Origin of the sequence: Shewanella sp. SW24, from assembly GCF_025653395.1 — a bacterium.
In the GTDB taxonomy this organism is placed as follows: Bacteria; Pseudomonadota; Gammaproteobacteria; order Enterobacterales; family Shewanellaceae; genus Shewanella; species Shewanella oncorhynchi.
The window spans coordinates 75,075-98,161 of sequence record NZ_JAKKSH010000009.1 but is presented as its reverse complement, the minus strand read 5'-3'; the positions used below and the strand labels follow the sequence as shown (position 1 = coordinate 98,161).

Genomic DNA, 23,087 nt, shown 5'->3' with positions numbered 1-23,087 from the left:
TCAGTTTGCCTAACTTAAATCGCCCAGCCACCCATATAAAACACCACTAAACCTAAGGTGATGGCAAGCACGCCTAACTTCAGTTTGCGCCATTCGCCACTGCAAATACGGCCTACCACCAGTGTCACAAAACCCAGCATAATACCGGTAACGATATTACAGCTTAAGATGATAAACACAGCGCAGGTTAAGCCCGACATGGCATCAACTTTATCGTCAAAATCGAGTTTCGCCACATTACTCAGCATCAACAAACCCACATACATCAAAGCAGGCGCTGTCGCATAGGCAGGCACTAAGTAGCTTAATGGCGCTAAAAACATCATCAATAAAAACAGTACGCCAACGATAGTCGCGGTTAAACCTGTCTTACCGCCCGCTGCAGTCCCCGCCGCCGACTCGATATACACAGCCGCTGGTGCACCGCCGACTAAACCTGCCACCATACTGCTGACTGAGTCTGAAGTTAAGGCTTTACCGCCGCCGACAATATTGTCGTTTTTATCGAGTAAATTAGCTTGGCCAGCCACAGCACGGATAGTGCCGGTCGCATCGAAAATCGCCGTCATCACTAACGCTAATACGATAGGCAATACCACAGGATTAAAGGCACCCATAATATCGAGCTGACCAATCAGTGAATGCTCTGAGGTAAAATCAGGCAAGGCGAACAAACCTTGGTATTTAACGCTCGGATCGAACACTAAACCAAATACCGATAGCGCGATAATCACCAACAAAATACCGCCAGGTACACCGCGGCGCTCTAAACCAATTGTCGCCGCTAAACCTATAACGGTAGCGATAACAGGTAAGCTGTTAATGTCGCCTAACTTCACAGGTAAGCCTGCGCTATTGGCCACAATCAACTGCACACTGTTAGTCGCAATCAAAAGTAAAAACAAGCCGATACCTATGCCTGTACCGTGGGCTATGCCCTTTGGTAAATTCGCCAGCACCCACTGGCGAATACCTGTCACACTCACAAGTGTGAACGTCACACCCATTAGGAAAATAGCGCCTAAGGTGACTGGAATCGACATTCCCTGACCTAGGACTAAGCTAAACGCAGTAAAGGCCGTGAGCGAAATAGCGCAGCCAATCGCCATAGGTAAGTTAGCCCATAAACCCATGAGCAAAGAACCAAATGAAGCAATTAAACAGGTGGCGATAAACACGGCGCCGGGATCAAATCCCGCTTGGCCTAACATGTTAGGCACCACAATCACTGAGTAGACCATAGCGAGGAAGGTTGTGAATCCCGCAATCACTTCTTGGCGAACTGTGCTGCCACGTTGTTGAATAGAAAAATAACGGTCCAGAAACGAACCAGAGGATACGGCTGTTGAACTCAATTGCTCAGACATAATATTGTTATACCTTGTGATCTCTTAAAATGGGGTCGGTACCAATTACCCTAAAACGCAATTGGCGACGCTGGCTGCGGCAGATTAGAGCCCCAAATCCATCAGACTTGGGTGAGAGATCCACATCATTTTCCTACTGTGGGAAAAATCCATGATCTGCAAGCAGTGATGCCTCGCGATGATTAAAAAGCCATTAACCATGTAGACGCAGCCGTTGTTGGCCGCGGATGATACTGGAATCTCCCAAAGATAGCTAAGACATCGCCTACACTTCGATAAAAAATTAGCGGCAAAAACTGAAATCTGTTGTTTAAAAAAACGCCTAAACCTATGTAATAACTGCTACTTAATATCACATTAATCACGATAAGAGTCTGCCAGTGCCGCGTAAACGTACGCTAACTTCCCCCCTCCTTTATCTCCCAATATTAGAATATGGCAAGTCAACCAAACCTTGATACTGTGTATTGATACTTGGCGTATTAACGTTACAGGGGTTGTTGTACAAGGAGCCACACTTACGCTTTATGTAACGAACACCTCGTCATTCACACCGCCTGCGTGAATATGCGATCTTGGTAGCTTTATTGAACAAAAAATTACTCTGCTTTTACAGTCACATCAATATGACTTATGCTTAGAGGTACTGATGGGACTACACTTAGCTGACTATGAAAGAAAAAGGATTGGGTATGGACGAAAGGCGTAAGTTTTCGCGGATTCTATTTGCCACGAGCGCACATCTACAACAAGGTGGTGCACAGTGGGAGACGACCATTCTCGATTTGAGTCTAAATGGTGCCTTGGTTGAAGAACCGCAAAATTTTATTAATTCGGGTGATGCTATTACCCTCAGTTTTGCCTTACCAGAATCTGACATTGAGATCCGTATGGAAACTGAGTTGGTCCATCAAAAAAATGCCCAATTAGGTTTGAAGTGTAACTTTATCGATGTTGATAGTATCAGCCACCTAAAACGTATGGTGGAACTGAACCTAGGTGATGCTTCTTTGCTAAATCGTGAACTCATGTTGTTTATCGAAAAACACAATATCACAGCTTAAAACACCAGCTCATAAACACAAACAGCGCCTCATGGCGCTGTTTTGCTTGCTGGTGTTAACTCACTCGCGAGCATTTGATGCTAAATCGCTTCTAGCGCTTCGGATAACTTAGAAACACCCACCACTTCCATCCCAGCTGGAGGCTTTTTCGGCACATTGGCCTTGGGCACTATTGCTCGCTTAAAACCATGCTTAGCGGCTTCGATTAATCGCTCTTGCCCATTAGGCACAGGACGAATTTCGCCGGACAGCCCGACCTCACCAAAGGCAACTAAATCGCTAGGCAAAATATCACCGCGAAAACTCGATACCATTGCCAAGAGTAACGTTAAGTCGGCACTGGTTTCAGTCACTTTCACGCCGCCCACCACGTTAACAAACACGTCCTGATCCGACATCTGCAAACCACCATGGCGGTGCATTACAGCAAGCAACATGGCCAAACGGTTTGCATCCATACCCACAGCCACGCGGCGCGGGTTAGACATGGCTGAGTTATCCACCAGCACTTGCAGCTCCACCAACAAGGGCCGGGTGCCTTCCCAAACCACCATGACAAGCGAGCCAGATGATTCTTCTTCACCACGAGAGAGGAAGATTGCCGAAGGATTGGCGACTTCCTTTAAGCCGCGCTCGGTCATGGCAAATACACCTAATTCATTGATCGCGCCAAAACGATTTTTATGGGAGCGCAAGGTGCGGTAACGACTATCGCTATCCCCTTCGAACATCACAGAGCAGTCGATACAATGTTCCAATACCTTGGGCCCAGCCAAACTGCCATCTTTGGTCACATGGCCGACCATGATCACGGCAATGCCATTTTCTTTCGCAAAACGGGTTAAGTAAGAAGCGGATTCACGCACCTGCGACACACTGCCTGGGCTCGATGCCACATCACTCATATGCATCACTTGAATCGAGTCAACAACGATGACTTTAGGCAATTCTTTAAGGACAACTTCGCAAATTTGCTCGACGCTGGTTTCAGACAACATCCGCAATTTATTGGTTGGTAAACCAAGGCGATGGGCGCGCATCGCTACCTGCTGCAACGATTCTTCACCCGTGACATACAGTGCAGGCATTTGCTCGGCTAGATGACACAGAGTTTGCAATAAAAGCGTACTCTTACCTGCGCCTGGATGTCCGCCAATCAAAATGGCAGAACCTGGTACAATCCCACCACCGAGCACTCGGTCTAATTCGCCAAAATGACTCAAGATCCGCGGTAAGGCATTGAGATCGATTTGATCTAATGTCTTCACTTCATTGCTGCTTGCTCCGGCATAACCGACAAACTTAGTGCTACGCCCAGACGAAGCTGCACCGAGCCTCACCTCAGTGATCGTATTCCATTCCTGACAAGCGCTACACTGCCCTTGCCAACGGGGAAAGTCTTGTCCACACTCATTACATACGTACGCCGTTTTATTCTTTGCCATAACTCATTAAAATCTGTATAAAATCAATTTAAGTAACTGCGAATACTGCCGACATAAGACTAACAGCCCAATACAAAATAAGCATTAAAAAGAACCCTACATGAGTCTAGATAACCATAGTGCACTCATCGAACAGCTCAAGCCATTGCTCATGGAACCTAACTTCCAAGAGATTTTCCAGCAGCTGACGATAGATGAAACCAATTCGACCCGTTTTCTAGTGAAAATGGAACTCAGTCGTTTGGCTTCACCATGCACGCGAATTATCGATCTCAGGGATAAATCAGAGCTTCCTTGTGTTGAGGTGATGTTAGGTCAACAGCGACATTTTTTAGATGAACCCGCCAAAAACAGTATGCATGAGGCCATGTCACTGTTTCGCAATCAATATACCTTGGGAGTATACGAGTATGTGCTCAATGCTCACCAACAACGTCGGTTAAAGTTGCGCCAAGGTGTCACGCAGGTAGAGGCCGCTGAGTCAGAGCCTTTTATGGTGCCCGGCGTGGTATTAGGCAGTTATTTCAACCGCACAGAAGAGCGGATGAATTACAGTATTCGCATCGCAGCATCGCAAACCGGCCGTGGTGAAATACAAGGGATAACTGCAGATTTATCCGTAGGTGGTGCCCGTATTCGCCTTGCAGCCAACCATCCCTTCGATCTCGACCATCCCCTTAAAATAAAATTACTGGAACTCAGTGAAGAGTTTTACTATCCCGATCTCCAGCTCGGTGTTGACTATGAGGTTGTCGATAGCCAAACCAATGGCGAATATATTTGGTTAAGACTCAAGCGTATTGGGGGCAGCGAAGCCTTAAGTGAAATGCTTGGCAATTTAATCCGCGGCTACAAACTGCGTTACAAAGTAGATGTGAATGATGTGATAGTCACAGCAACAGGGCTTGGATTTGAGCGTCATTATTTACCCCATTTGCCCCACTTACCTTTATATTTCAATACTCAAACTCAAGGTTTGAGCCACATGCTACTCAGCCGAGACAACCAGCAGATAGTGCATTATTTTCAAGATGAAAATGATGTGAGCCAGTTACCAGCCATGCTGACACCAAGCCGTTTATCTGAGCTACTTAATCATCCTGAAAATCCCGACCATGGGCTATTTTTTAGCTTTACCTATAATGCCCAAGGTTGCTTATATTTTTACTCTGCCACCTTAGCAGAGCTTAAAGCTAAGGGCATGATGCCTTTATTTTTAGGCTTTGCATCGACCAAGCCCAGCTGGCGGATCTTCAAAGTCACCCAAGATAAAATTTATCATGATAAGGGTTATCGACGTGCGACCCTCCCAGGAGATGAAGCAAAATTTAGCCCATTGGTCGAACAACAATTATCGCAATTTAGTCATTTACTTCAGCTTATCGAAATCAGCAACGAAGATACCAGAGGCCATTACAAAGCTTGGCAAGACGACAGTAATGCCAACGCCCTAAAAACCTTTGGTCAACAACGACTGACCACCAATCAAATTAAGTTAGTTTCCATGCAGTTTAGCGAGCGACGCCAAGAAGCGCGTTTCGCCTTTAAAACCTTAGTCAATGTGACTCAAGACAAGCACAAAGCCACGGGCATTACTTTAGATATTTCAAGCCGAGGCATGCAATTAACCTTGGATAATCCTGCAGATTTTTCATCAAATAAACCACTGCTGTTAAGCTTCCCAAAGCTCCAAACCATTGCAGGCAAAACACAGCTAGATAACCTCCCCTACCGCTTAGTGCGTACCCGCAAGAATGGTGTAACCTTGCATTTAACCGCCGTTATGGGCCATACGCCCCATGTTGGGGTCGAATTTTTAAATAAACTTATTGCCCATAACAAAGAAAAATTAGAGCAACTCACCGAAAACAATAGTGAAATCAAAGAACTTGCCGATGGTTTAAAAAATATTTTGATGCATGATTTACATTCTGTGCCCTATTTTGTTGAAAAAACGACAAAATCTGCCCAAGTCGCTTGTTTAGGCGTTGGTACACAACAGGATGAGATCAGCGATATTTTTGCCGCGGGCACCTCAGATACTCTGCAATATAATTTAGCGCCACTGCTAAAAGACGGTTTTTTTAAGCGAGATATTCTCGAACCTATCCGCCAAATGAAACCCCAACAGGACATGGATTTTATTGAAGTGTTTATTCAGTTAATTCGCCAATCTCGCGGAAAAATCTTTTTAAAGTGCACTCTTGCAACTGAAATCGGTGATGTCGAAGCACAGATAACCTTTATCAATCAGAGCAAAGCATTAGGCAGGTTCCTCGCCCTACGCATTTATCGCGGCGCGACAGAGAAGCCTGATATGAACTACCTACGCCGTGAATTGGAATACATTAATATTCATGCAAACCATAAAGCTAAGCAGTTAGAAGAACAGTTATGGCGTGTGATTGGTGTCGGCGAACTGTTAGATATTACCCAAGAAGTCGAATTAAGATACCCAGTACTTCATAAAAAGCAGTCTTAATTGTTCAATACCGCCAGATCAAAACTTAAATACCAATCCCTTATCTTAGGAAAATGATCACTGGTGGCATCTAAATGCGTCAGCATATCTGCATGGCCATAGTCATGCTTAAAGCCATTCTCCTTAGAAAGAAGCGTCGATTTAACCCGTTTAAAACCACACTCTACGACCATATCCGCCACATCTTCAGGGTGCCCCAACACAGTATCGTTTTGCCCTGAGATAAACCAAGCCGGTGGCCAATGAGCATGCTTTGCCGCTTTCGCATAATCAAATCTATCATCGTGATCGATCCAATCGCCCCGCACCCAATCGATACTTTGAACTAATGAGGCGCGACTTTCATTGTCCATACCAATGCGCAGCTTATCGGCGGCGAGGTAACCTTGGCCCATCGCTAAACCTGGCGCTAAACGATTCCAAAAAACATCAACCATTAACCACTTTTTGAAGGACTTAACCCGAATTGTCCGTTTGCTACCGAAAGTAAGCAGTGAACGAACGCTTTGCTGCAAATCAGGATATCGGGCCAAACTACTCGCCATCAACACACCGCCCCATGAATGGGCACACCAATGCACCTGCGAAGGCGCCACGGCTTTACGAGTCGTCTGCTCTTGGCAGACTTTTTGATGTAAATCGAGAATCGCCTGCTGCACTAAAGGTAACTGCTCGCGGATCACTTCCCCCTGCCCTAAGGTAAAATCACGATCGATTTTAGGCAAGCTGAGCCCTCTTCCTGCAGTATCCAGCACATACACCACAAATCCCGCCTTCGCTAAATAACAACCAAGACCACGGCCACTCTGGCTATAAAACACCCGACCGTTAGACATAGCACCATGGAGCATGAGGATAGGCGTTTTAGAAAAATCAGGCGCAGCTGGTAATAACTGGCGTAGATGCAGTTGACCATCGCGGTACGGCAGGTAGATTGAAGACTGTGAAATGGTCGAAATTGAGCCTTGGGCGAGCTGAGTCAAAATAAGTCACTGGTAGTTTATCAATATCCTTAAACTACCAGCTCATCAATAAAAGACAAGAGTCCTTACTCTAACTCAGTCTCTATCTAGACTTATATTTAAATAAATGAATAACCTAGATTTGTAGCAGGTAAGGTAGAACTCGCAGGTCGAGGTGACGAATATTGGCATCCGCCGCCGCTGCCAGCTTAGGTTTGGCATGGAAAGCGATACCAAAATCCGCTGCCATCACCATAGGAATATCATTCGCGCCATCGCCGATCGCGACTCTTTGGCCTTTTGGAATTTGCCACTGCTCACTGCAATGCTCAACCACATCCGCTTTAAACTGCGCATCCACAACTTTACCTGTTACTTCCCCCGCAAGTTTACCGTCAGTGATCACTAACTCATTAGCAAAGGCCGCATCTAAGTTTAGAAGCTGCCTTAAATGGCCAACAAAAGGCGTAAAGCCGCCAGATGCAACCACTAAACGCCAGCCATGGGATTTAAGCTCTAAAAGCATAAGCTCAAGCCCAGGCATCAAAGGCAAGTTGTCGCACAATGTCGTGATAATACTGGCATCGGCGCCCTTAAGCTGTGCCACACGCTGACGCAGACTCTGCTCAAAATCTAGCTCACCTTGCATAGCACGTTCAGTAATCGCCGCCACGCGCTCACCCGCGCCTGCCATGGCCGCTAATTCATCAATACATTCAATCTGAATCGCAGTGGAATCCATATCCATCACTAATAAACCGGGATGATTCAAGCGAGGCAAATCAAAATTGATGACATGCAGTTCAGCTAAAGATTGCGGGAATGCCGCTAACTGCGCCTGAGAAGGCAAATTTACCAGTGCCAACTCGATACAATGTAAACCAACTTGGCGTTCGATATGGGCGATACCGATAACGTTAGACTGAGGTAATTGCGATATCCATGCCGATATTGTCGCCTCTACCACGGCATCTTGATAAATAATTCGCACACGTGAAACACCTGCGGGGTTTGCTGACTCTTGATAACGTTCAAACACTTGCCCTTGGCGTTCAAACCTTGGGGAATGGTCAGAGACTAACCACAAAAAAAGCGCATCTTGGTTCAAGCTTTCCATCGGACTTAAATTCTCCAACTATCGGGCTCACTCAGAATCAATTATGATTAGGCAAGCGCTCTACATTTTAAGGGTCAAAGTGTTATATCTTAAAGGGCTAAAGAAAAGCCATAAAATCAGTAGACTGATCCAAATTGCCGCCGCCTTCGCCTTAATATTCGGCTTAGTGCAATTGTGGCAGACAAGCCTACTACAAGGTCAGTTGCTTCTAAAGTCCCAAACTCAAAAGATGGCCAGATTACTGGTACAGCAAACCGCTTATGGTGCCGCACCCGCGCTACAACTGCAAAATGACGAACAGTTGCAATGGCTCGCCAGCGCTTTAGTGGAAGATCCTAAGGTGATGTCCGCCGCCATCTTCAGTGACCAAGGCATGCGGCTATCCTTCGCTCAAAGCATCACTAAGGATGTAGTTGATCCTGACTCGGAAGAAATGAATTTGCTGCTAAGCAAATATCCTCCCTATGTAGAGCCCGTGATCCAAGAAGGGAAAAATCTAGGTTATGTCGAAGTCAGGCTTGATACCAAGTTATTTTTCAACGAAATCAAAGAAGCCCATAATTTAAACATGGAGCAACAACAAATCATGCTGCTGGTTGCAGGCTTGATTGGTATGTTGCTTTCACGCTCTTTGTCTTTCAAACGTGCCGACTTCGACCGCCGCCGCTTTCGGGTTAAGTTGCGTCAAGCGCCGAAAAAACCTAAGAAACGATCCTCAACTGAAGAGCCATCAGAAAGTGTTAATAATGGTTTGGCGCAAGTGCTAACCGAAGATCAAACAGTGTCGACCACTGATAATCCACAAGAAAAAGCGGCTAAACCCACTAAGGCGCCAAAAGCAGTGACAGAGGCAAATACCGATAAGCTCACTCAGATCAGTGTGCAAACTAAGGCCGAAAAAACGTCAGAAAAATCATTGGAATTACAGGATAATACAGCAGTTGAAAACGCGGCAAACGATGCGGAACAAGCGGTACCTGTTAAGGTTAAACCTAAAGTAAAAAGTGTCCGTCGGGTAAAACACGCGACTAAAGCAACAGCCGCTGCGGCCGAAACTTCGACGCCAAAAACACCCAGTGAACCAAGTGATCTCGACACAGATTCAACAGGTTAATCTCTATTTCGATAGATAAGGTAAATCACTAATCTATTGATAGCTAAGCTCTAGATAAGCCATAAACAAGTAATTTCTAATAACCAAACCATTAATAACAAAGTCGAATAGAACAGCCGCTAAAAATTGGCATAAAAAAGGGTTCGCATTGCGAACCCTTTTCAGTAGCACACTCTTACAGCGTAACAGTTACAGTGTAATCGCCGCTTCTAATGTCATGATGATCATGTCATTGAATGTGGTTTGACGTTCTTCTGCAGAAGTCTTTTCACCGGTGCGGATATGATCAGATACAGTCACAACGCACAGGGCACGTGCGCCAAACTCATGGGCAACGCCGTACAAACCAGCCGCTTCCATTTCAACGCCTAATACGCCCATCTTCTCCATCACGTCAAACATTTGTGGATCAGGAGTATAGAACAGGTCCGCAGAGAAAATGTTACCTACGCGAACTTTAGTGCCACGAACTTTCGCAGATTCGATAACCGCATTCATCAGCTCATAGTTAGCGATAGCGGCAAAATCTTGGCCTTTAAAACGTAAACGGTTAACCGCTGAGTCAGTACATGCACCCATACCGATGATCACGTCACGTACTTTAACGTCAGTGCTGATCGCACCACAAGTACCCACACGGATCAGGTTCTTAACGCCGTAATCACGAATTAATTCAGTTGCATAGATAGAGCATGAAGGAATACCCATGCCAGAACCCATTACTGAAATACGCTTACCTTTGTAAGTACCAGTAAAACCTAGCATGTTTCGAACATCAGTCACTTGCTCAACATTTTCTAAGAATGTTTCAGCAATATATTTTGCACGTAATGGATCGCCTGGAAACAGCATTGTCTCAGCGAATGCGCCCTCTACAGCATTAATGTGTGGTGTTGCCATCGAAATAACCCCTGTTTATTTTATTAAGACTTAAGTCTTTGTTTACTGGCGGCAAATGTCAGCCGCCAAATCGAAATAAATGCTAATTTGCCTAAAGGAACGATTCGCCATAGGCCATAGGTTCAAGCTTAAAGTGGCTCGCAATAGATTGGCCGATATCGGCAAAGCTATTACGACGACCCATAGAACCTGCTTTCAATCCAGCGCCAAAGGCTAATACTGGCACATATTCACGAGTATGATCCGTACCTTGCCATGTTGGATCGCAACCGTGATCCGCCGTTAAAATCAGCAGATCGTCTTCACCTAATAATGCGAGCATTTCAGGCAAACGGGCATCAAAATATTCCAGCCCTTTGGCGTAGCCAGCAACATCACGGCGATGACCGTAGTGAGAGTCGAAATCAACGAAGTTAGTAAACACGATAGTGTTATCACCCGCAGATTTCACTTCGGCTAAGGTCGCATCGAAAAGTGCTTCTAAGCCGTTCGCCTTCACTTTTTTAGTGATACCACAGTAAGCATAAATGTCGGCAATCTTGCCCACACTCACCACTTCACCGCCAGCCTCTTTCAGCTTATCGAGTACAGTTTTTGCAGGTGGCGCGAGCGAATAATCCTTACGATTGCCGGTACGGGCAAAATCACTTGGACCAGTACCATCAAATGGACGGGCAATGACGCGACCTATGTTGTAAGGCTCTAACTCTTCACGGGTTATTTCGCAAAGACGATAAAGATTGTCTAAACCGAAGGTTTCTTCATGACAAGCGATTTGGAATACTGAATCAGCAGAGGTGTAGAAAATAGGCTTGCCAGAGCGCATGTGCTCTTCGCCTAACTCTTCTAAAATGGTTGTACCTGAGGCATGGCAATTACCTAAGAATCCATCCAGACCTGCACGGGCTAAGATCTTATCCGTCAGTTCTTTAGGGAAAGAATTTTGGTGCTCGCTGAAATAACCCCACTCGAATAGTACGGGCACGCCCGCCATCTCCCAGTGACCGCTCGGCGTATCTTTACCCGAACTTAACTCTTGTGCATGACCATAAGCACCAATCAGCTCAACATTATCGCCAAAACCGGGTGCAAAGGCGCCAGTACTTTCCATCGCCGCATGGCCTAGACCTAAGCGCGCTAAGTTAGGTAATTTCAGCGGGCCTTCACGGCCAATATCGGCTTTGCCTTCGGCGCATGCTTTAGCAATATGACCAAAGGTATCGGAACCGACATCACCAAAGCTTGCTGCATCAGCAGAAGCACCGACTCCAAAGGAGTCCAACATCATAATAATGGTACGTTTCATAATTCTTCCTTAAAGGTCCGATGCACGAATATAGGCATAGATCTCAGGTGTTTTTTCTGGAGCGGTTTCACCAATGTGAATCGCTTTTTTCACCGCAAGTTCAGCTTCCGCGAAGGCAGCTTCAGACTGTGCATGGATAACGGCAATCGGAGTCGATGAATCTACTTTATCGCCTAAAGCACACACTTGAGTTAAGCCAACACTATAGTCTAGTGCATCACCGGGCTTACGGCGGCCGCCACCTAAGGTCACAACCGCTAAACCTAATTCACGGGTATCCATGCTATAGGCATAACCTTGCATATCGGCAAAAACTGGACGAATAATTTGTGACTGCGGTAGGTATTTACTGTAGTTTTCAACAAAATCGACTGGACCACCAAGACCCGACACCATCTTGCCAAAAAGTTCTGCAGCGCGACCATTATCGAGCACACGATTCAGTTTAGCGCGAGCGTCGGCTTCATTGCTTGCAAGACCGCCCAGAAGCAACATCTCAGCGCAAAGACCCATAGTGACTTCATATAAACGCGGGTTACGGTAAGCACCCGTTAAAAAGTCGATGGCTTCTTTCACTTCAACCGCGTTACCTGCGCAAGATGCAAGCACTTGATTCATATCGGTAAGCAAAGCTGTCGTTTTAGTGCCCGCGCCATTAGCAACAGCTGCAATACTGCGAGCTAATTCTTCCGATGCTTCATAGGTTGGCATAAAGGCGCCGCTACCGACTTTCACGTCCATCGCCAACGCATCTAAATTACAGGCTAATTTCTTAGACAAAATCGACGCAGTGATGAGGGAAATGGATTCAACGGTGGCGGTATTATCGCGGATAGAATAGAAACGTTTGTCGGCAGGAACGAGATCGCCTGTTTGGCCAATAATCGCCACACCGACTTCTTTAACCACTTTACGGAACAATTCACTTGATGGCTCAGTTTGATAACCCGGAATGGCATCAAACTTATCGAGCGTGCCGCCCGTATGACCTAGGCCACGCCCAGAAATCATAGGCACATAACCACCACAAGCCGCAGCCATAGGGCCAAGCATAAGGCTAATCACATCGCCCACACCGCCAGTGCTGTGTTTGTCGATAACAGGGCCATTGAGTCCCAATGATTGCCAATTAAGTACAGTGCCAGAATCACGCATCGCTGTCGTTAAAGCGATTCTTTCATCCATATTCATGTCATTAAAGTACACAGCCATGCCTAATGCGGCAATCTGACCTTCGGACACTGCGTTAGTAGTGATACCTTGAACAAAAAACTGTATTTCTGCGGAACTTAGCGCTAAACCATTACGTTTTTTACGAATAATCTCTTGAGCTAGAAACATGATACTGCCTCCAAGATAGGCACTAACAACCTTGTCGCTAGTGCTTATCTTTGCAATGAAACATCAAAACTGTAGCAATATTACAAGTTCATACTATCGAAGTTTTGAGTTTGCCAAATAGATTTAGGTCACACTTAATTAGGCTCGCTATACGCTGATAGTATTAATCAGCGATAGTTTGCAATTAATAGCCTTGAGTCGGCTTAGGCGCATCAGCTAATTCTAGTGTGTGTAACAAGCTGTTTAGTAAACTTGAAGCACCAAATCTAAAGGTACGTGGTGAAACCCAATCAGCACCTAAAATACGCTCAGCAACACCGAGGAATTCAGCCGCTTGTGCAGCATCACGCACACCACCGGCAGGCTTGAAGCCTACTTGGGTATTCTTCTCGCTGATCACAGTTAACATGATTTCAGCCGCTTCAAGTGTGGCGTTTACAGGCACTTTACCAGTAGAGGTTTTGATAAAGTCAGCACCTGCATCGATTGAAAGCTCTGATGCACGGCGGATAAGTGCAGGATCAGCTAACACGCCAGATTCGATGATGACTTTTAACAAGACTTCACCACAGGCTTCTTTACAGGCTTTAACTAATTCAAAACCAATTGTTTCATTGCCTTCCATCAGTGCGCGGTATGGGAATACCACGTCAACTTCGTCGGCACCATAGGCAACAGCTGCGCGAGTTTCTAGCACAGCAATGGCAATGTCATCATTGCCATGGGGAAAGTTAGTCACAGTGGCGATTTGGATATCTTCAGCACCGATTTCATCTAACGTCTTGCGTGCAATCGGGATGAAACGTGGGTAAATGCAGATAGCGGCAGTATTGCCCGCAGCCGTTTTCGCTTTGTGGCACAGGTCGATCACTTTTTGATCTGTGTCGTCATCATTCAAAGTTGTTAAGTCCATTAACTCAATGGCGCGTTGTGCTGCTTTTTTTAAATCAGTCATAATAGCTCTCCAAAAATAAAAATTAAATGAATAGAAATCAGTCGCATAACAGCAACGCTTGAGAGGTGGCATTATTTTGATTATTTTTATATGGCCGGGCCTTCAGGCGGTGCCGAGTAATTTGCTTGTACAAACTACCTTGTTGTAGGTATTCAATCTTGCCTAAGTCATAAAGAGCAATAGGCATCCTGACACTTAAAATAACTTATAAGTGACCACGACTTGAATCCTTGAAGACCGGAAGAGAGGATACGAATAAAATCTTGCTCCTACTTTTCCGCGAAAAATCCATTTTAGCGCGAGAAAAACACAAACCTTTATATAAACCCGCTTGTTAGCCTAATAGGCTTAGATAAAGACTCATGGTAAAACTAAAGATGGAGCCGCATAATGCGGCTCCAACAAGCAATAATTACAAGAGATTAGAACTTGTAAGTTGCTGACAGGTAGTGTGACCAACCTGTTGATTCTAGAGCTAGAGCACCAGCACCATCTTCTAACAGATAAACGTCTTTGAAGCCTTTCAAGCCATAGCCCAGAGCATAACGATCTGAATGCCAGTATAGGCCGAAGAAGATGTTACCACCGTTTGACGTTTTTGGTACGAAAGCAGCTTGGTCTTCATCTGCACCGAATTGATAATCGATGTAACCTTGGAATGACAGGAAGCTCTTGTTATCAAAGAAGTAGAAAGGTTTGAACCAGTTAGCAGAGAACTGATATCCGTTCCACTCTTTAGCATTCAGGTCGTAGAAACCATATAGGTTCATACCTGTTTTGCCTAACCAAGGCACGTTTACATCAGCACCAACACCCCAGAATGAAGAGTTAACGCCTTCACCATTCAGACCGTCCCAGTTGAACAGAGTAGAGAAGTAAACTTCTTGAACTGGGCCAAAAGATAAGTCTTTACCAGTCAAAGCATCGATAGACACACGTGGAGCAAACTTCATGAAAATTTTGCTTGTGCCAGAACCTGGGTTCTTGTCACCGTTGCTGCTTGATTGGTTTGCTAAGTTGAATACGTCAACATAACCGTATAGATCGAATACGCCAGAACGACCGCCGAATTCCATTTCTAAATAGTTGTGTTGATCGCCTGTTGCTGGGTTATCTGGCTTTTCACCAATAGAGTACATAGCGTTGAACTGCATCCACTTATAATCAGTACCGTGAAGATCAGTACGATCAGCAGCAAATGCGTTGCCAGAGATTGCTGCTACTGCAGTAGCGGCTAAAGCTAAAGTTTTAACGTTTTTCATCATCAACCCCATTTATCTTGTTTGCTACCATCGAGGGTAGCGTTCTTTTTGTGGCGTTCGCATTCTACCTAGATTAAAAAAAATCTCAATAATCTAGCGTAAAATCACAAACACAAAATTCTTAATTGTGAACAAAGTCGCGACTTCTGCATTACGATTAATTAACGTAAGCGTAGACTCACGACATTTAAGACAGAATGACAGCTACACTTCGGTTGCATTCTGTGTCTTTCAATTGGAGAAACTATTCACTACAGGAATCACTACTGGAAAATGGTTGAATTAACTTAGGCCCTGCCCTGCATGGTCAGGACCCAGTTAGTGGGGTTTCCCCCTGCTGTTGTTACTTAGATAGCTAAGAACAAACCAGCAAGTGTTGCGCTCATTAAGTTAGCTAAAGAGCCGGCGATAACCGCACGAATACCCATTGTAGCTAAATCATGACGACGGTTAGGAGCCATAGCACCTAAACCACCAAGCAGAATCGCGATTGAAGACAAGTTAGCGAAACCACACAGAGCAAACGAAATAATCGCTTGTGTTCTATGAGTCATCACAGCTTGAGTTTCAGCAACGCATAACGGCAGGCCTTTAACAACTTCAGCAGCTACTGCTGTACAAGCCGTGGCAGCATCAGAGATATATGGAGCAAAGTTTAAGTAAGCAACGAATTCGTTAACAATGATCTTTTGACCGATGAAAGAACCTGCTACTAATGCTTCATTCCAAGGCACACCGATAAGGAATGCTAATGGCATAAACACATAGCCAAGGATCAGTTCAAGTGTTAAACCTTCAACGCCAAACCAACCACCCACACCACCAATAATGCCGTTGACCATAGCGATCAAACCAACGAAGGCTAACAACATAGCGCCTACGTTTAAGGCTAAATGCATACCAGATGAAGCACCTGCAGCAGCGGCGTCTAATACGTTAGCTGGTTTGTCAGGATCTTCTGGTAAATCGCTCATGTCATTTTTAGCTGCTTCAGTTTCAGGGTGCATCAGTTTAGCCATTAATAGACCACCTGGTGCTGCCATGAATGAAGCGGCAACTAAGTATTCGATAGGTACACCCATCTGCGCGTAACCAGCCAATACTGAACCCGCGATTGATGCCAAACCACCCACCATGATCGCAAACAGTTCAGACTGCGTCATAGTTGGAATGAATGGGCGAACCACTAATGGGGCTTCAGTCTGACCAACGAAGATGTTAGCAGTTGCTGACATAGATTCAGTACGGCTTGTGCCCAATGCTTTTTGTAAACCACCACCGATGATACGGATGATCCACTGCATAACGCCTAAGTAATATAGAACCGCAATCAGAGAAGAGAAAAACACAATAACGGGTAACACGTTAACTGCGAAGATAAAGCCAAGTTTGAAGTTAGCTAAATCACCAAACAGGAAACCGATACCGTTTTGTGCGTAACCAATAACGCTAGAAACCGCATCAGACATTCCTTTCAGAATGTCTTTACCAACAGGAATATACAGTACAAAACCACCGAAGGCAGCTTGGATAGCTAACGCGCCGCCCACTGTACGTAAATTAATTGCTTTTTTGTTATTCGATAGGAGGAAACCTATCGCAAGTAGGGTGACCACCCCTACTAAACTCATTAATATATCCATTAACCATCACCCTATTGTTAACACTTTTTAATTATGTTGTTAATCAACCTATTTCCGAGTCAGATTATACCCGAGGCAAAGTCGAAAATCGTCGTTTTGATCATATTTTTGGAGTTTAATTTCAATCGCTTAGTGCAGAATGCTAGTGCGACCTACACCTGTTTATTTAAAAACAGCTAAAGGTCAAACAGTTGCATTGCATTCGACACCAAGTGTTCTGATATTAGAACACTTGATTTTTTTTGCAAATTGGCAATTTTGTCTATAAAAAGAACAAGGTTAGCGGGCTGGTTACGTTTTTCAGTAACATTTATCGGTGTCATTGCTGGAGAGTCAGTCTCAAGTATGAAGTGCTGAAGTGGTAATTCGCTGACAGTTTTAAGCAATTTTTTGGCATTAGGGTTCATAATCAAACCACCAATTCCCAGCTTAAAACCTAATTTGATATATTCCAGTGCAATTTCAGTACTGCCAGAAAAAGCATGTATCACACCGCCTCTAGGCAATTGATACTTTTTCAAACACCCTAAAACCTCTGAATGTGCTTTTACGCTATGAATAATAACTGGCAGATTAACGGACTTAGCTAAAGCTAATTGTGCCTCAAAAAATGCGAGCTGCTGAGACCACGTTGAGGAATAGAGCTTATCTAAGCCACATTCACCAATAGCAACAAAGCGAGGACATTCTAGTAACGCCGAAACTTGAGATGTTAATGCTAAGATCCCAGCATCAACATCCTCTGGACAAAACCAAGGATGAATACCGAGGGCAAAATAAGTTTGGTATTGTTCGGCAACGGCAAGCTGTTTGTGCCAGTGCCGCGGGGACACACCAGGAATAATCAGATTATCTACGCCAACACTGTGCATTCGCAACACCACATCGTCACGGTCAACATCAAACTCAGCAAAATCCAAATGGGCGTGGGTATCAATCACAGCAAATTCCTCACTCTGCGGTCGATTTACCAATTGAATGAAGTTCGGGTGGCGATACCGTTGTGTCAACCACCAAAGCTTTAACGCATTTTACCGCTAATGGAGGATCTTCAAGGCGCGGCATGCAACAGCGACGATTTTCAGGTGTCAGCCCCATTCGGTCGCACCAATGAATATAAGCCTGCCATGTTTTTGTGATCCAATTCGCCATCATTTACATCCAGAACCGATTTTTAGTTTTCATTAGATACAAAAATGGCGGTGAATTCACCGCCATTTCAACAACTATTCTAAACCGAACCCTATTAGTGTTCGCGGGTTTTCGCAAACTCAATATCAGGATATCTTTCCATCGAAAGATTCAGGTTAACCATAGTTGGTGCTATATAGGTTAGGTTATCGCCACCATCGAGTGCTAAGTTTTGACTACACTTACGGCGGAACTCTTCAAGCTTACGCTCATCCTTACAATAAACCCAGCGAGCGGTAGACACGCTAATACCTTCGTAAATAGCTTCGACGTTATATTCACTCTTCAGACGACCAACAACCACTTCAAACTGCAGTACACCCACAGCGCCAACAATCAAATCGTTAGTATCAATTGGGCGGAATACTTGTACAGCACCTTCTTCAGATAACTGTACTAAGCCTTTTAAGAGTTGCTTCTGTTTAAGCGGATCACGCAGACGAATACGGCGGAACATTTCAGGGGCGAAGTTAGGTACGCCAGTGAAACGGAATTTTTCACCTTGGGTAAACGTATCGCCAATACGGATAGTGCCATGGTTATGTAAACCGATGATATCGCCTGGGTAAGCTTCTTCAGCACGCTCACGATCGCCCGCCATAAAGGTCAATGCATCGCTAACGTTAACATCTTTACCAATACGCACATGGTGCATTTTCATGCCTTGCTCGTAACGGCCAGAACACACACGCATAAAGGCGACACGGTCACGGTGTTTTGGATCCATGTTTGCTTGGATCTTGAACACGAAACCGGTGAATTTTTCTTCATCAGGCATGATAACGCGTGTATCGCTTTCGCGCGGTAATGGCTTAGGTGCCCACTCGACGATGCCGTCAAGAATATGGTCCACACCAAAGTTACCTAGCGCAGTACCGAAGAACACTGGCGTCAACTCGCCTTTCAAGAAAGCTGCATGGTCAAATTCATGCGACGCACCGCGCACTAATTCCATCTCATTGCGCAAATCAGCGGCATAACTGCCAATCGCTTTCTCAAGATCAGGATTATTAATGCCTTTAATTACACGACGCTCTTGGATCGTGTGTCCCATACCGCCTTGATACAAGACCACTTCATCACGCAGTATGTGGTAAATACCTTTGAACTCTTTACCGCTGCCAATAGGCCAAGTAATAGGTGCACAGGCAATATTCAGCACGCTTTCGACTTCATCCATCAGATCAATAGGATCACGGATATCGCGGTCGAGTTTGTTCATAAAGGTCACAATCGGCGTATCACGCAGACGTGTCACTTCCATCAACTTGATAGTACGGTCTTCAACACCCTTAGCAGAGTCGATCACCATCAAACATGAGTCAACGGCCGTCAGAGTACGATAAGTATCTTCAGAGAAGTCTTCGTGACCAGGCGTATCGAGTAGGTTAACAAGGGCGCCACCATAGGGAAATTGCATGACAGACGTAGTAATAGAAATACCACGGTCTTTCTCCATTTCCATCCAGTCAGACTTAGCATGCTGACCCGATTTTTTGCCTTTAACCGTACCCGCTTTCTGCAAAGCGTTTCCGAATAACAGCACTTTTTCGGTAATGGTTGTTTTACCCGCGTCGGGGTGCGATATGATCGCGAAGGTGCGACGTTTATCGACCTCTACTTTATTGCCTGACATGTTAACCTATGCACTTGTATCGCTAAAAAGGCGCAAATTATAGCGCCTCAGTTCGAGCTTGGCTAGGCAAAGCCCGAGATGAACTCGGGCTGAGAGAGGTTATTTTGTGGCTTCGAGCAAACCTTTGACTTTGGCGAGTTCAATACGCGCATATCTATGTTCGACAAAATCATAGATATTGGTTGCCAATGCTAAGCGAAAATAGTTTGCAGCATCTTGATATTGCTTAGTTTCTATCGCCATTTTTGCAAGGTAAAAATAAGCTTCGCATAAACGTTCAGCATATTCTTTCGGATAAGTTAAGCCTACTTTAGCCGCAGAAAACACCTCGTCACGGCTTTTTTTACCTAAATAATAATCGACGATAACGGTCGCCCAAGCATCATTTTCTAAATTCTGACGATGCTGCGCTAACTGTTTTTTAGCTTCAACGGAGTCAGCTTTCAAATCAATCAAATACAACCATAATGCCCGATAACCGTCTTTATTATCGCCGGCATAAAACGCCTGCATATCTTTAGTCGCTAAATCAATACGGTCACCATAGTACAAAGCAATACCGCGATTCAAATAGGCATAATCATAATTAGGTGCTAACTCTAATACGCCATCGAAGGCTTCATAGGCGCTGTCGTATTCACCTTCTTGGGTGTAATAAATTCCAAGGAAATTATAGGCATCAGCGAGATCAGGCTGAAGTTTTAACGCTTGCATAAAATCAATCCGTGCGAGCAGTCTTAAGCCTACACTGTCGTAAATCACACCACGATCGTAATGAAATCTAGCTCTCTGTTCATTCGTCAGTTCGACCGTAGCCAAAATCTCGTTGAGTTTTGCCAGTGTCACTTCGACTTTATAATCAGGCATGACAGGCGCGACAACCAATTTACCTTCAACATCATTATGGTTATCTAAAGGAGACTGGGTGGTTGCGCATCCGGCTAACAACAGACTGGCACTCGCCAGCACAGCAACGACAGCGGTTCTAATTTTAAGACTCATCCATTTCTACCTTTTTAGATTCCCAACATACGCAGAAGAATCTTCATGATAGCAATCCCACCACAGGACCGCTATTAGGGAATTAAGATTAATAGTGACTTTCTTAATGCCAAAACAAAAAAGGAGATCATTTGATCTCCTTTTGATGCAATCACTTAGAAAGTGTGTGCCTATAAATAAGTCAAAGACTCATTATTCAGCAGCAGCTTCTTTCGTTTGTGCTTCTTTAATTGACAGACGTACGCGGCCTTGACGATCCACTTCCATCACCTTAACGGCAACTTCTTGGTTCAGCTCAAGGTGATCAGACACGTTAGCAACACGTTCATCACTGATTTGTGAAATGTGTACTAAACCGTCTTTGCCCGGCAGAATGTTCACGAATGCGCCGAAATCAACGATACGGATAACCTTACCATTGTAGATACGACCCACTTCAACTTCTGAAGTGATTTCTTCGATACGACGGATAGCTTCTTTAGTTGCTTCGCCGTTTGAAGAAGCGATTTTCACAGTACCATCATCTTCCAGTTCAATCGTAGTGCCCGTTTCTTCGGTCAGAGCACGGATAACTGCGCCACCTTTACCGATAACGTCACGGATTTTTTCTGGGTTGATCTTGATAACAGTGATACGTGGAGCGTGATCAGAAATATCATCACGGTGTGAACCAATCGCTTGATCCATCACGTTTAGAATATGTACACGTGCACCATAGGCTTGTTGCAGTGCGATATCCATGATTTCTTTAGTGATACCTTCGATCTTGATATCCATCTGCAGTGCAGTAATACCATCACGCGTACCCGCAACTTTAAAGTCCATGTCACCTAAATGATCTTCATCACCTAAGATGTCAGAAAGCACAACGAAATCATCGCCTTCTTTCACTAGACCCATAGCGATACCCGCTACAGAAGTCTTGATAGGTACACCGGCATCCATCAACGCGAGAGAAGTACCACATACTGACGCCATAGAGCTTGAACCGTTAGATTCAGTGATTTCAGATACAACGCGTACGCTGTATGGGAATTCAGCCGCTGAAGGCATAACAGCGTTAATACCGCGCCAAGCTAACTTACCATGACCGATTTCGCGGCGCTTAGGTGATCCCACCATGCCTGTTTCACCAACAGAGTATGGAGGGAAGTTATAGTGCAGCATGAAACGGTTAGTGCGCTCGCCCATGATGCTGTCGATCTTCTGTGCATCACGTTCAGTACCTAAAGTACAAGTTACCAACGCTTGAGTTTCGCCACGAGTGAACAATGCACTACCGTGAGTACGTGGCAATACGCCCGCTAACACGCTCAATGCACGGATCATGTCTGGTTCACGACCATCAATACGTGGCTCGCCACGGATGATGCGACCACGAACCACTTTCTTCTCTAAGCTACCCAGTAAGTTGTCAACTTCACGTAAATCAATGCTTGGATTGCTCGCTAACAAGGCTTCTTTTGCTGCTGCTTTAACAACAGAAACTTGAGCATAACGATCTTGTTTAACTTGGATTTTATACGCATCACCTAAACCAGCTTCAGCAAGCTCTTTGATTTGGGCAACTAAATCGGCATCTTGCGTTGGTGCAGTCCAATCCCAAGTTGGTTTACCGGCTTCTGCTTTAAATTCAGCAATCGCCTTGATAACCACTTGTTGTTGATCGTGACCGTAAACTACAGAACCTAACATCACTTCTTCTGGTAATGCTTGGGCTTCTGATTCCACCATTAATACTGCACCAGCAGTACCAGCAACCACTAAGTTAAGTTGGCTGGTTGCAAGTTGTGCAACACTTGGGTTCAACACGTATTCGCCATCAATGTAACCCACACGTGCAGCACCTAAAGGACCGCTGAATGGAATACCAGAAATAGCCAGTGCCGCAGAAGTACCGATCATGGAGATGATATCTGGCTCTATTTGTGGATCGACAGATACTACGGTAATGATAACTTGAACTTCGTTTTTGAAACCATTAGGGAAAAGAGGGCGAATTGGACGATCGATCAGACGAGCGATTAATGTCTCATCTTCTGAAGGACGGCCTTCACGCTTAAAGAAACCACCAGGAATTTTACCCGCTGCGTAGGTTTTTTCTTGATAGTTAACAGTCAGAGGGAAAAAGTCACGGCCTGCATCTGCATCTTTTTTACCGACAACAGTGACTAACACTGTCGTGTCACCCATACTCGCTAAAACGGCTGCATCAGCTTGACGCGCTATAACACCTGTTTCCAGGGTGACTGTATGTTGACCATACTCAAAACTCTTTACAATAGGATTCACGTGACCCA

General features: G+C 45.0%; 18 protein-coding genes. 3 read left to right on the top strand and 15 right to left on the bottom strand.

The window, feature by feature from the left end; all coding sequences use genetic code 11:
- Positions 1–14: 14 nt before the first annotated feature.
- Positions 15–1,367, bottom strand: a complete 1,353-nt coding sequence (locus tag L5M17_RS09620) for an NCS2 family permease (protein ID WP_263146922.1) — start codon at positions 1,365–1,367, stop codon at positions 15–17.
- 692 nt (positions 1,368–2,059) lie between these two features.
- Here L5M17_RS09620 and L5M17_RS09615 point away from each other — a divergent pair.
- A complete protein-coding gene (locus L5M17_RS09615; RefSeq protein WP_105251715.1) occupies positions 2,060–2,431 on the top strand; it encodes a PilZ domain-containing protein in 372 nt (123 codons plus the stop codon).
- 80 nt (positions 2,432–2,511) lie between these two features.
- Here the strand turns inward: L5M17_RS09615 and radA are convergent, their stop codons facing one another.
- Positions 2,512–3,876, bottom strand: coding sequence for a DNA repair protein RadA (gene radA, locus L5M17_RS09610; protein WP_263146919.1), 1,365 nt, complete (start codon positions 3,874–3,876; stop codon positions 2,512–2,514).
- Positions 3,877–3,976: 100 nt separating this feature from the next.
- Here radA and L5M17_RS09605 point away from each other — a divergent pair, with 100 nt between their 5' ends.
- Entirely contained in the window at positions 3,977–6,358 is a 2,382-nt protein-coding gene (locus L5M17_RS09605) for a PilZ domain-containing protein (protein WP_263146917.1), read from the top strand.
- Here the strand turns inward: L5M17_RS09605 and L5M17_RS09600 are convergent.
- Both L5M17_RS09600 and serB read right to left on the bottom strand, forming a co-directional pair.
- The gene (locus L5M17_RS09600) at positions 6,355–7,341 is read right to left on the bottom strand and encodes an alpha/beta fold hydrolase (RefSeq protein WP_263146915.1); all 987 of its coding nucleotides are present in this window, start codon (positions 7,339–7,341) and stop codon (positions 6,355–6,357) included. The genes L5M17_RS09605 and L5M17_RS09600 overlap by 4 nt on opposite strands.
- A gap of 115 nt (positions 7,342–7,456) precedes the next feature.
- The gene (gene serB / locus L5M17_RS09595; protein ID WP_263146914.1) at positions 7,457–8,437 is read right to left on the bottom strand and encodes a phosphoserine phosphatase SerB; all 981 of its coding nucleotides are present in this window, start codon (positions 8,435–8,437) and stop codon (positions 7,457–7,459) included.
- A 79-nt stretch (positions 8,438–8,516) separates the two neighbouring features.
- Between serB and L5M17_RS09590 the strand changes: the two genes are divergently transcribed.
- The gene (locus tag L5M17_RS09590; RefSeq protein WP_263255145.1) at positions 8,517–9,551 is read left to right on the top strand and encodes a YtjB family periplasmic protein; all 1,035 of its coding nucleotides are present in this window, start codon (positions 8,517–8,519) and stop codon (positions 9,549–9,551) included.
- Positions 9,552–9,740: 189 nt separating this feature from the next.
- Here L5M17_RS09590 and deoD read toward each other — a convergent pair whose 3' ends face one another.
- The 11 genes from deoD to pnp all read right to left on the bottom strand — a co-directional run bounded on the left by deoD (position 9,741) and on the right by pnp (position 23,079).
- Entirely contained in the window at positions 9,741–10,451 is a 711-nt protein-coding gene (gene deoD / locus L5M17_RS09585; RefSeq protein WP_006086929.1) for a purine-nucleoside phosphorylase, read from the bottom strand.
- 91 nt (positions 10,452–10,542) lie between these two features.
- The gene (locus tag L5M17_RS09580; protein ID WP_263146910.1) at positions 10,543–11,757 is read right to left on the bottom strand and encodes a phosphopentomutase; all 1,215 of its coding nucleotides are present in this window, start codon (positions 11,755–11,757) and stop codon (positions 10,543–10,545) included.
- A 9-nt stretch (positions 11,758–11,766) separates the two neighbouring features.
- Entirely contained in the window at positions 11,767–13,098 is a 1,332-nt protein-coding gene (gene deoA / locus L5M17_RS09575) for a thymidine phosphorylase (protein WP_173243376.1), read from the bottom strand.
- A 184-nt stretch (positions 13,099–13,282) separates the two neighbouring features.
- The gene (gene deoC / locus L5M17_RS09570; RefSeq protein WP_006086931.1) at positions 13,283–14,053 is read right to left on the bottom strand and encodes a deoxyribose-phosphate aldolase; all 771 of its coding nucleotides are present in this window, start codon (positions 14,051–14,053) and stop codon (positions 13,283–13,285) included.
- Positions 14,054–14,475: 422 nt separating this feature from the next.
- Positions 14,476–15,315 carry an outer membrane protein OmpK gene (locus L5M17_RS09565; RefSeq protein ID WP_113939307.1) on the bottom strand — a complete coding sequence of 280 codons (840 nt, stop codon included), beginning with the start codon at positions 15,313–15,315 and terminating at the stop codon, positions 14,476–14,478.
- Between the two features lie 347 nt (positions 15,316–15,662).
- The gene (locus L5M17_RS09560; RefSeq protein WP_105251707.1) at positions 15,663–16,958 is read right to left on the bottom strand and encodes a NupC/NupG family nucleoside CNT transporter; all 1,296 of its coding nucleotides are present in this window, start codon (positions 16,956–16,958) and stop codon (positions 15,663–15,665) included.
- A 176-nt stretch (positions 16,959–17,134) separates the two neighbouring features.
- Positions 17,135–17,899: a TatD family hydrolase gene (locus L5M17_RS09555; RefSeq protein WP_173497507.1), complete on the bottom strand. Its 765-nt coding sequence runs from the start codon at positions 17,897–17,899 to the stop codon at positions 17,135–17,137.
- A gap of 10 nt (positions 17,900–17,909) precedes the next feature.
- Complete coding sequence (locus tag L5M17_RS09550; RefSeq protein ID WP_173497506.1) at positions 17,910–18,113, bottom strand: hypothetical protein; 204 nt, start codon at positions 18,111–18,113, stop codon at positions 17,910–17,912.
- Positions 18,114–18,204: 91 nt separating this feature from the next.
- On the bottom strand, positions 18,205–19,785 hold the full coding sequence (prfC, locus tag L5M17_RS09545; RefSeq protein WP_105251704.1) for a peptide chain release factor 3: 1,581 nt from the start codon (positions 19,783–19,785) through the stop codon (positions 18,205–18,207).
- A gap of 99 nt (positions 19,786–19,884) precedes the next feature.
- Positions 19,885–20,787 carry a lipoprotein NlpI gene (gene nlpI / locus L5M17_RS09540; protein WP_168822816.1) on the bottom strand — a complete coding sequence of 301 codons (903 nt, stop codon included), beginning with the start codon at positions 20,785–20,787 and terminating at the stop codon, positions 19,885–19,887.
- 192 nt (positions 20,788–20,979) lie between these two features.
- Positions 20,980–23,079: a polyribonucleotide nucleotidyltransferase gene (pnp, locus tag L5M17_RS09535; RefSeq protein ID WP_263146903.1), complete on the bottom strand. Its 2,100-nt coding sequence runs from the start codon at positions 23,077–23,079 to the stop codon at positions 20,980–20,982.
- Positions 23,080–23,087: the final 8 nt, after the last annotated feature.

Excerpts from the sequence above, each read along its gene's own strand:
- L5M17_RS09620 (WP_263146922.1), bottom strand. The coding sequence starts at position 1,367 with ATGTCTGAGCAATTGAGTTCAACAGCCGTATCCTCTGGTTCGTTTCTG.
- L5M17_RS09615 (WP_105251715.1), top strand. The coding sequence starts at position 2,060 with ATGGACGAAAGGCGTAAGTTTTCGCGGATTCTATTTGCCACGAGCGCA.
- radA (WP_263146919.1), bottom strand. The coding sequence starts at position 3,876 with ATGGCAAAGAATAAAACGGCGTACGTATGTAATGAGTGTGGACAAGAC.
- L5M17_RS09605 (WP_263146917.1), top strand. The coding sequence starts at position 3,977 with ATGAGTCTAGATAACCATAGTGCACTCATCGAACAGCTCAAGCCATTG.
- serB (WP_263146914.1), bottom strand. The coding sequence starts at position 8,437 with ATGGAAAGCTTGAACCAAGATGCGCTTTTTTTGTGGTTAGTCTCTGAC.
- deoD (WP_006086929.1), bottom strand. The coding sequence starts at position 10,451 with ATGGCAACACCACACATTAATGCTGTAGAGGGCGCATTCGCTGAGACA.
- L5M17_RS09580 (WP_263146910.1), bottom strand. The coding sequence starts at position 11,757 with ATGAAACGTACCATTATTATGATGTTGGACTCCTTTGGAGTCGGTGCT.
- deoA (WP_173243376.1), bottom strand. The coding sequence starts at position 13,098 with ATGTTTCTAGCTCAAGAGATTATTCGTAAAAAACGTAATGGTTTAGCG.
- deoC (WP_006086931.1), bottom strand. The coding sequence starts at position 14,053 with ATGACTGATTTAAAAAAAGCAGCACAACGCGCCATTGAGTTAATGGAC.
- L5M17_RS09565 (WP_113939307.1), bottom strand. The coding sequence starts at position 15,315 with ATGAAAAACGTTAAAACTTTAGCTTTAGCCGCTACTGCAGTAGCAGCA.
- L5M17_RS09560 (WP_105251707.1), bottom strand. The coding sequence starts at position 16,958 with ATGGATATATTAATGAGTTTAGTAGGGGTGGTCACCCTACTTGCGATA.
- L5M17_RS09550 (WP_173497506.1), bottom strand. The coding sequence starts at position 18,113 with ATGATGGCGAATTGGATCACAAAAACATGGCAGGCTTATATTCATTGG.
- prfC (WP_105251704.1), bottom strand. The coding sequence starts at position 19,785 with ATGTCAGGCAATAAAGTAGAGGTCGATAAACGTCGCACCTTCGCGATC.
- nlpI (WP_168822816.1), bottom strand. The coding sequence starts at position 20,787 with ATGAGTCTTAAAATTAGAACCGCTGTCGTTGCTGTGCTGGCGAGTGCC.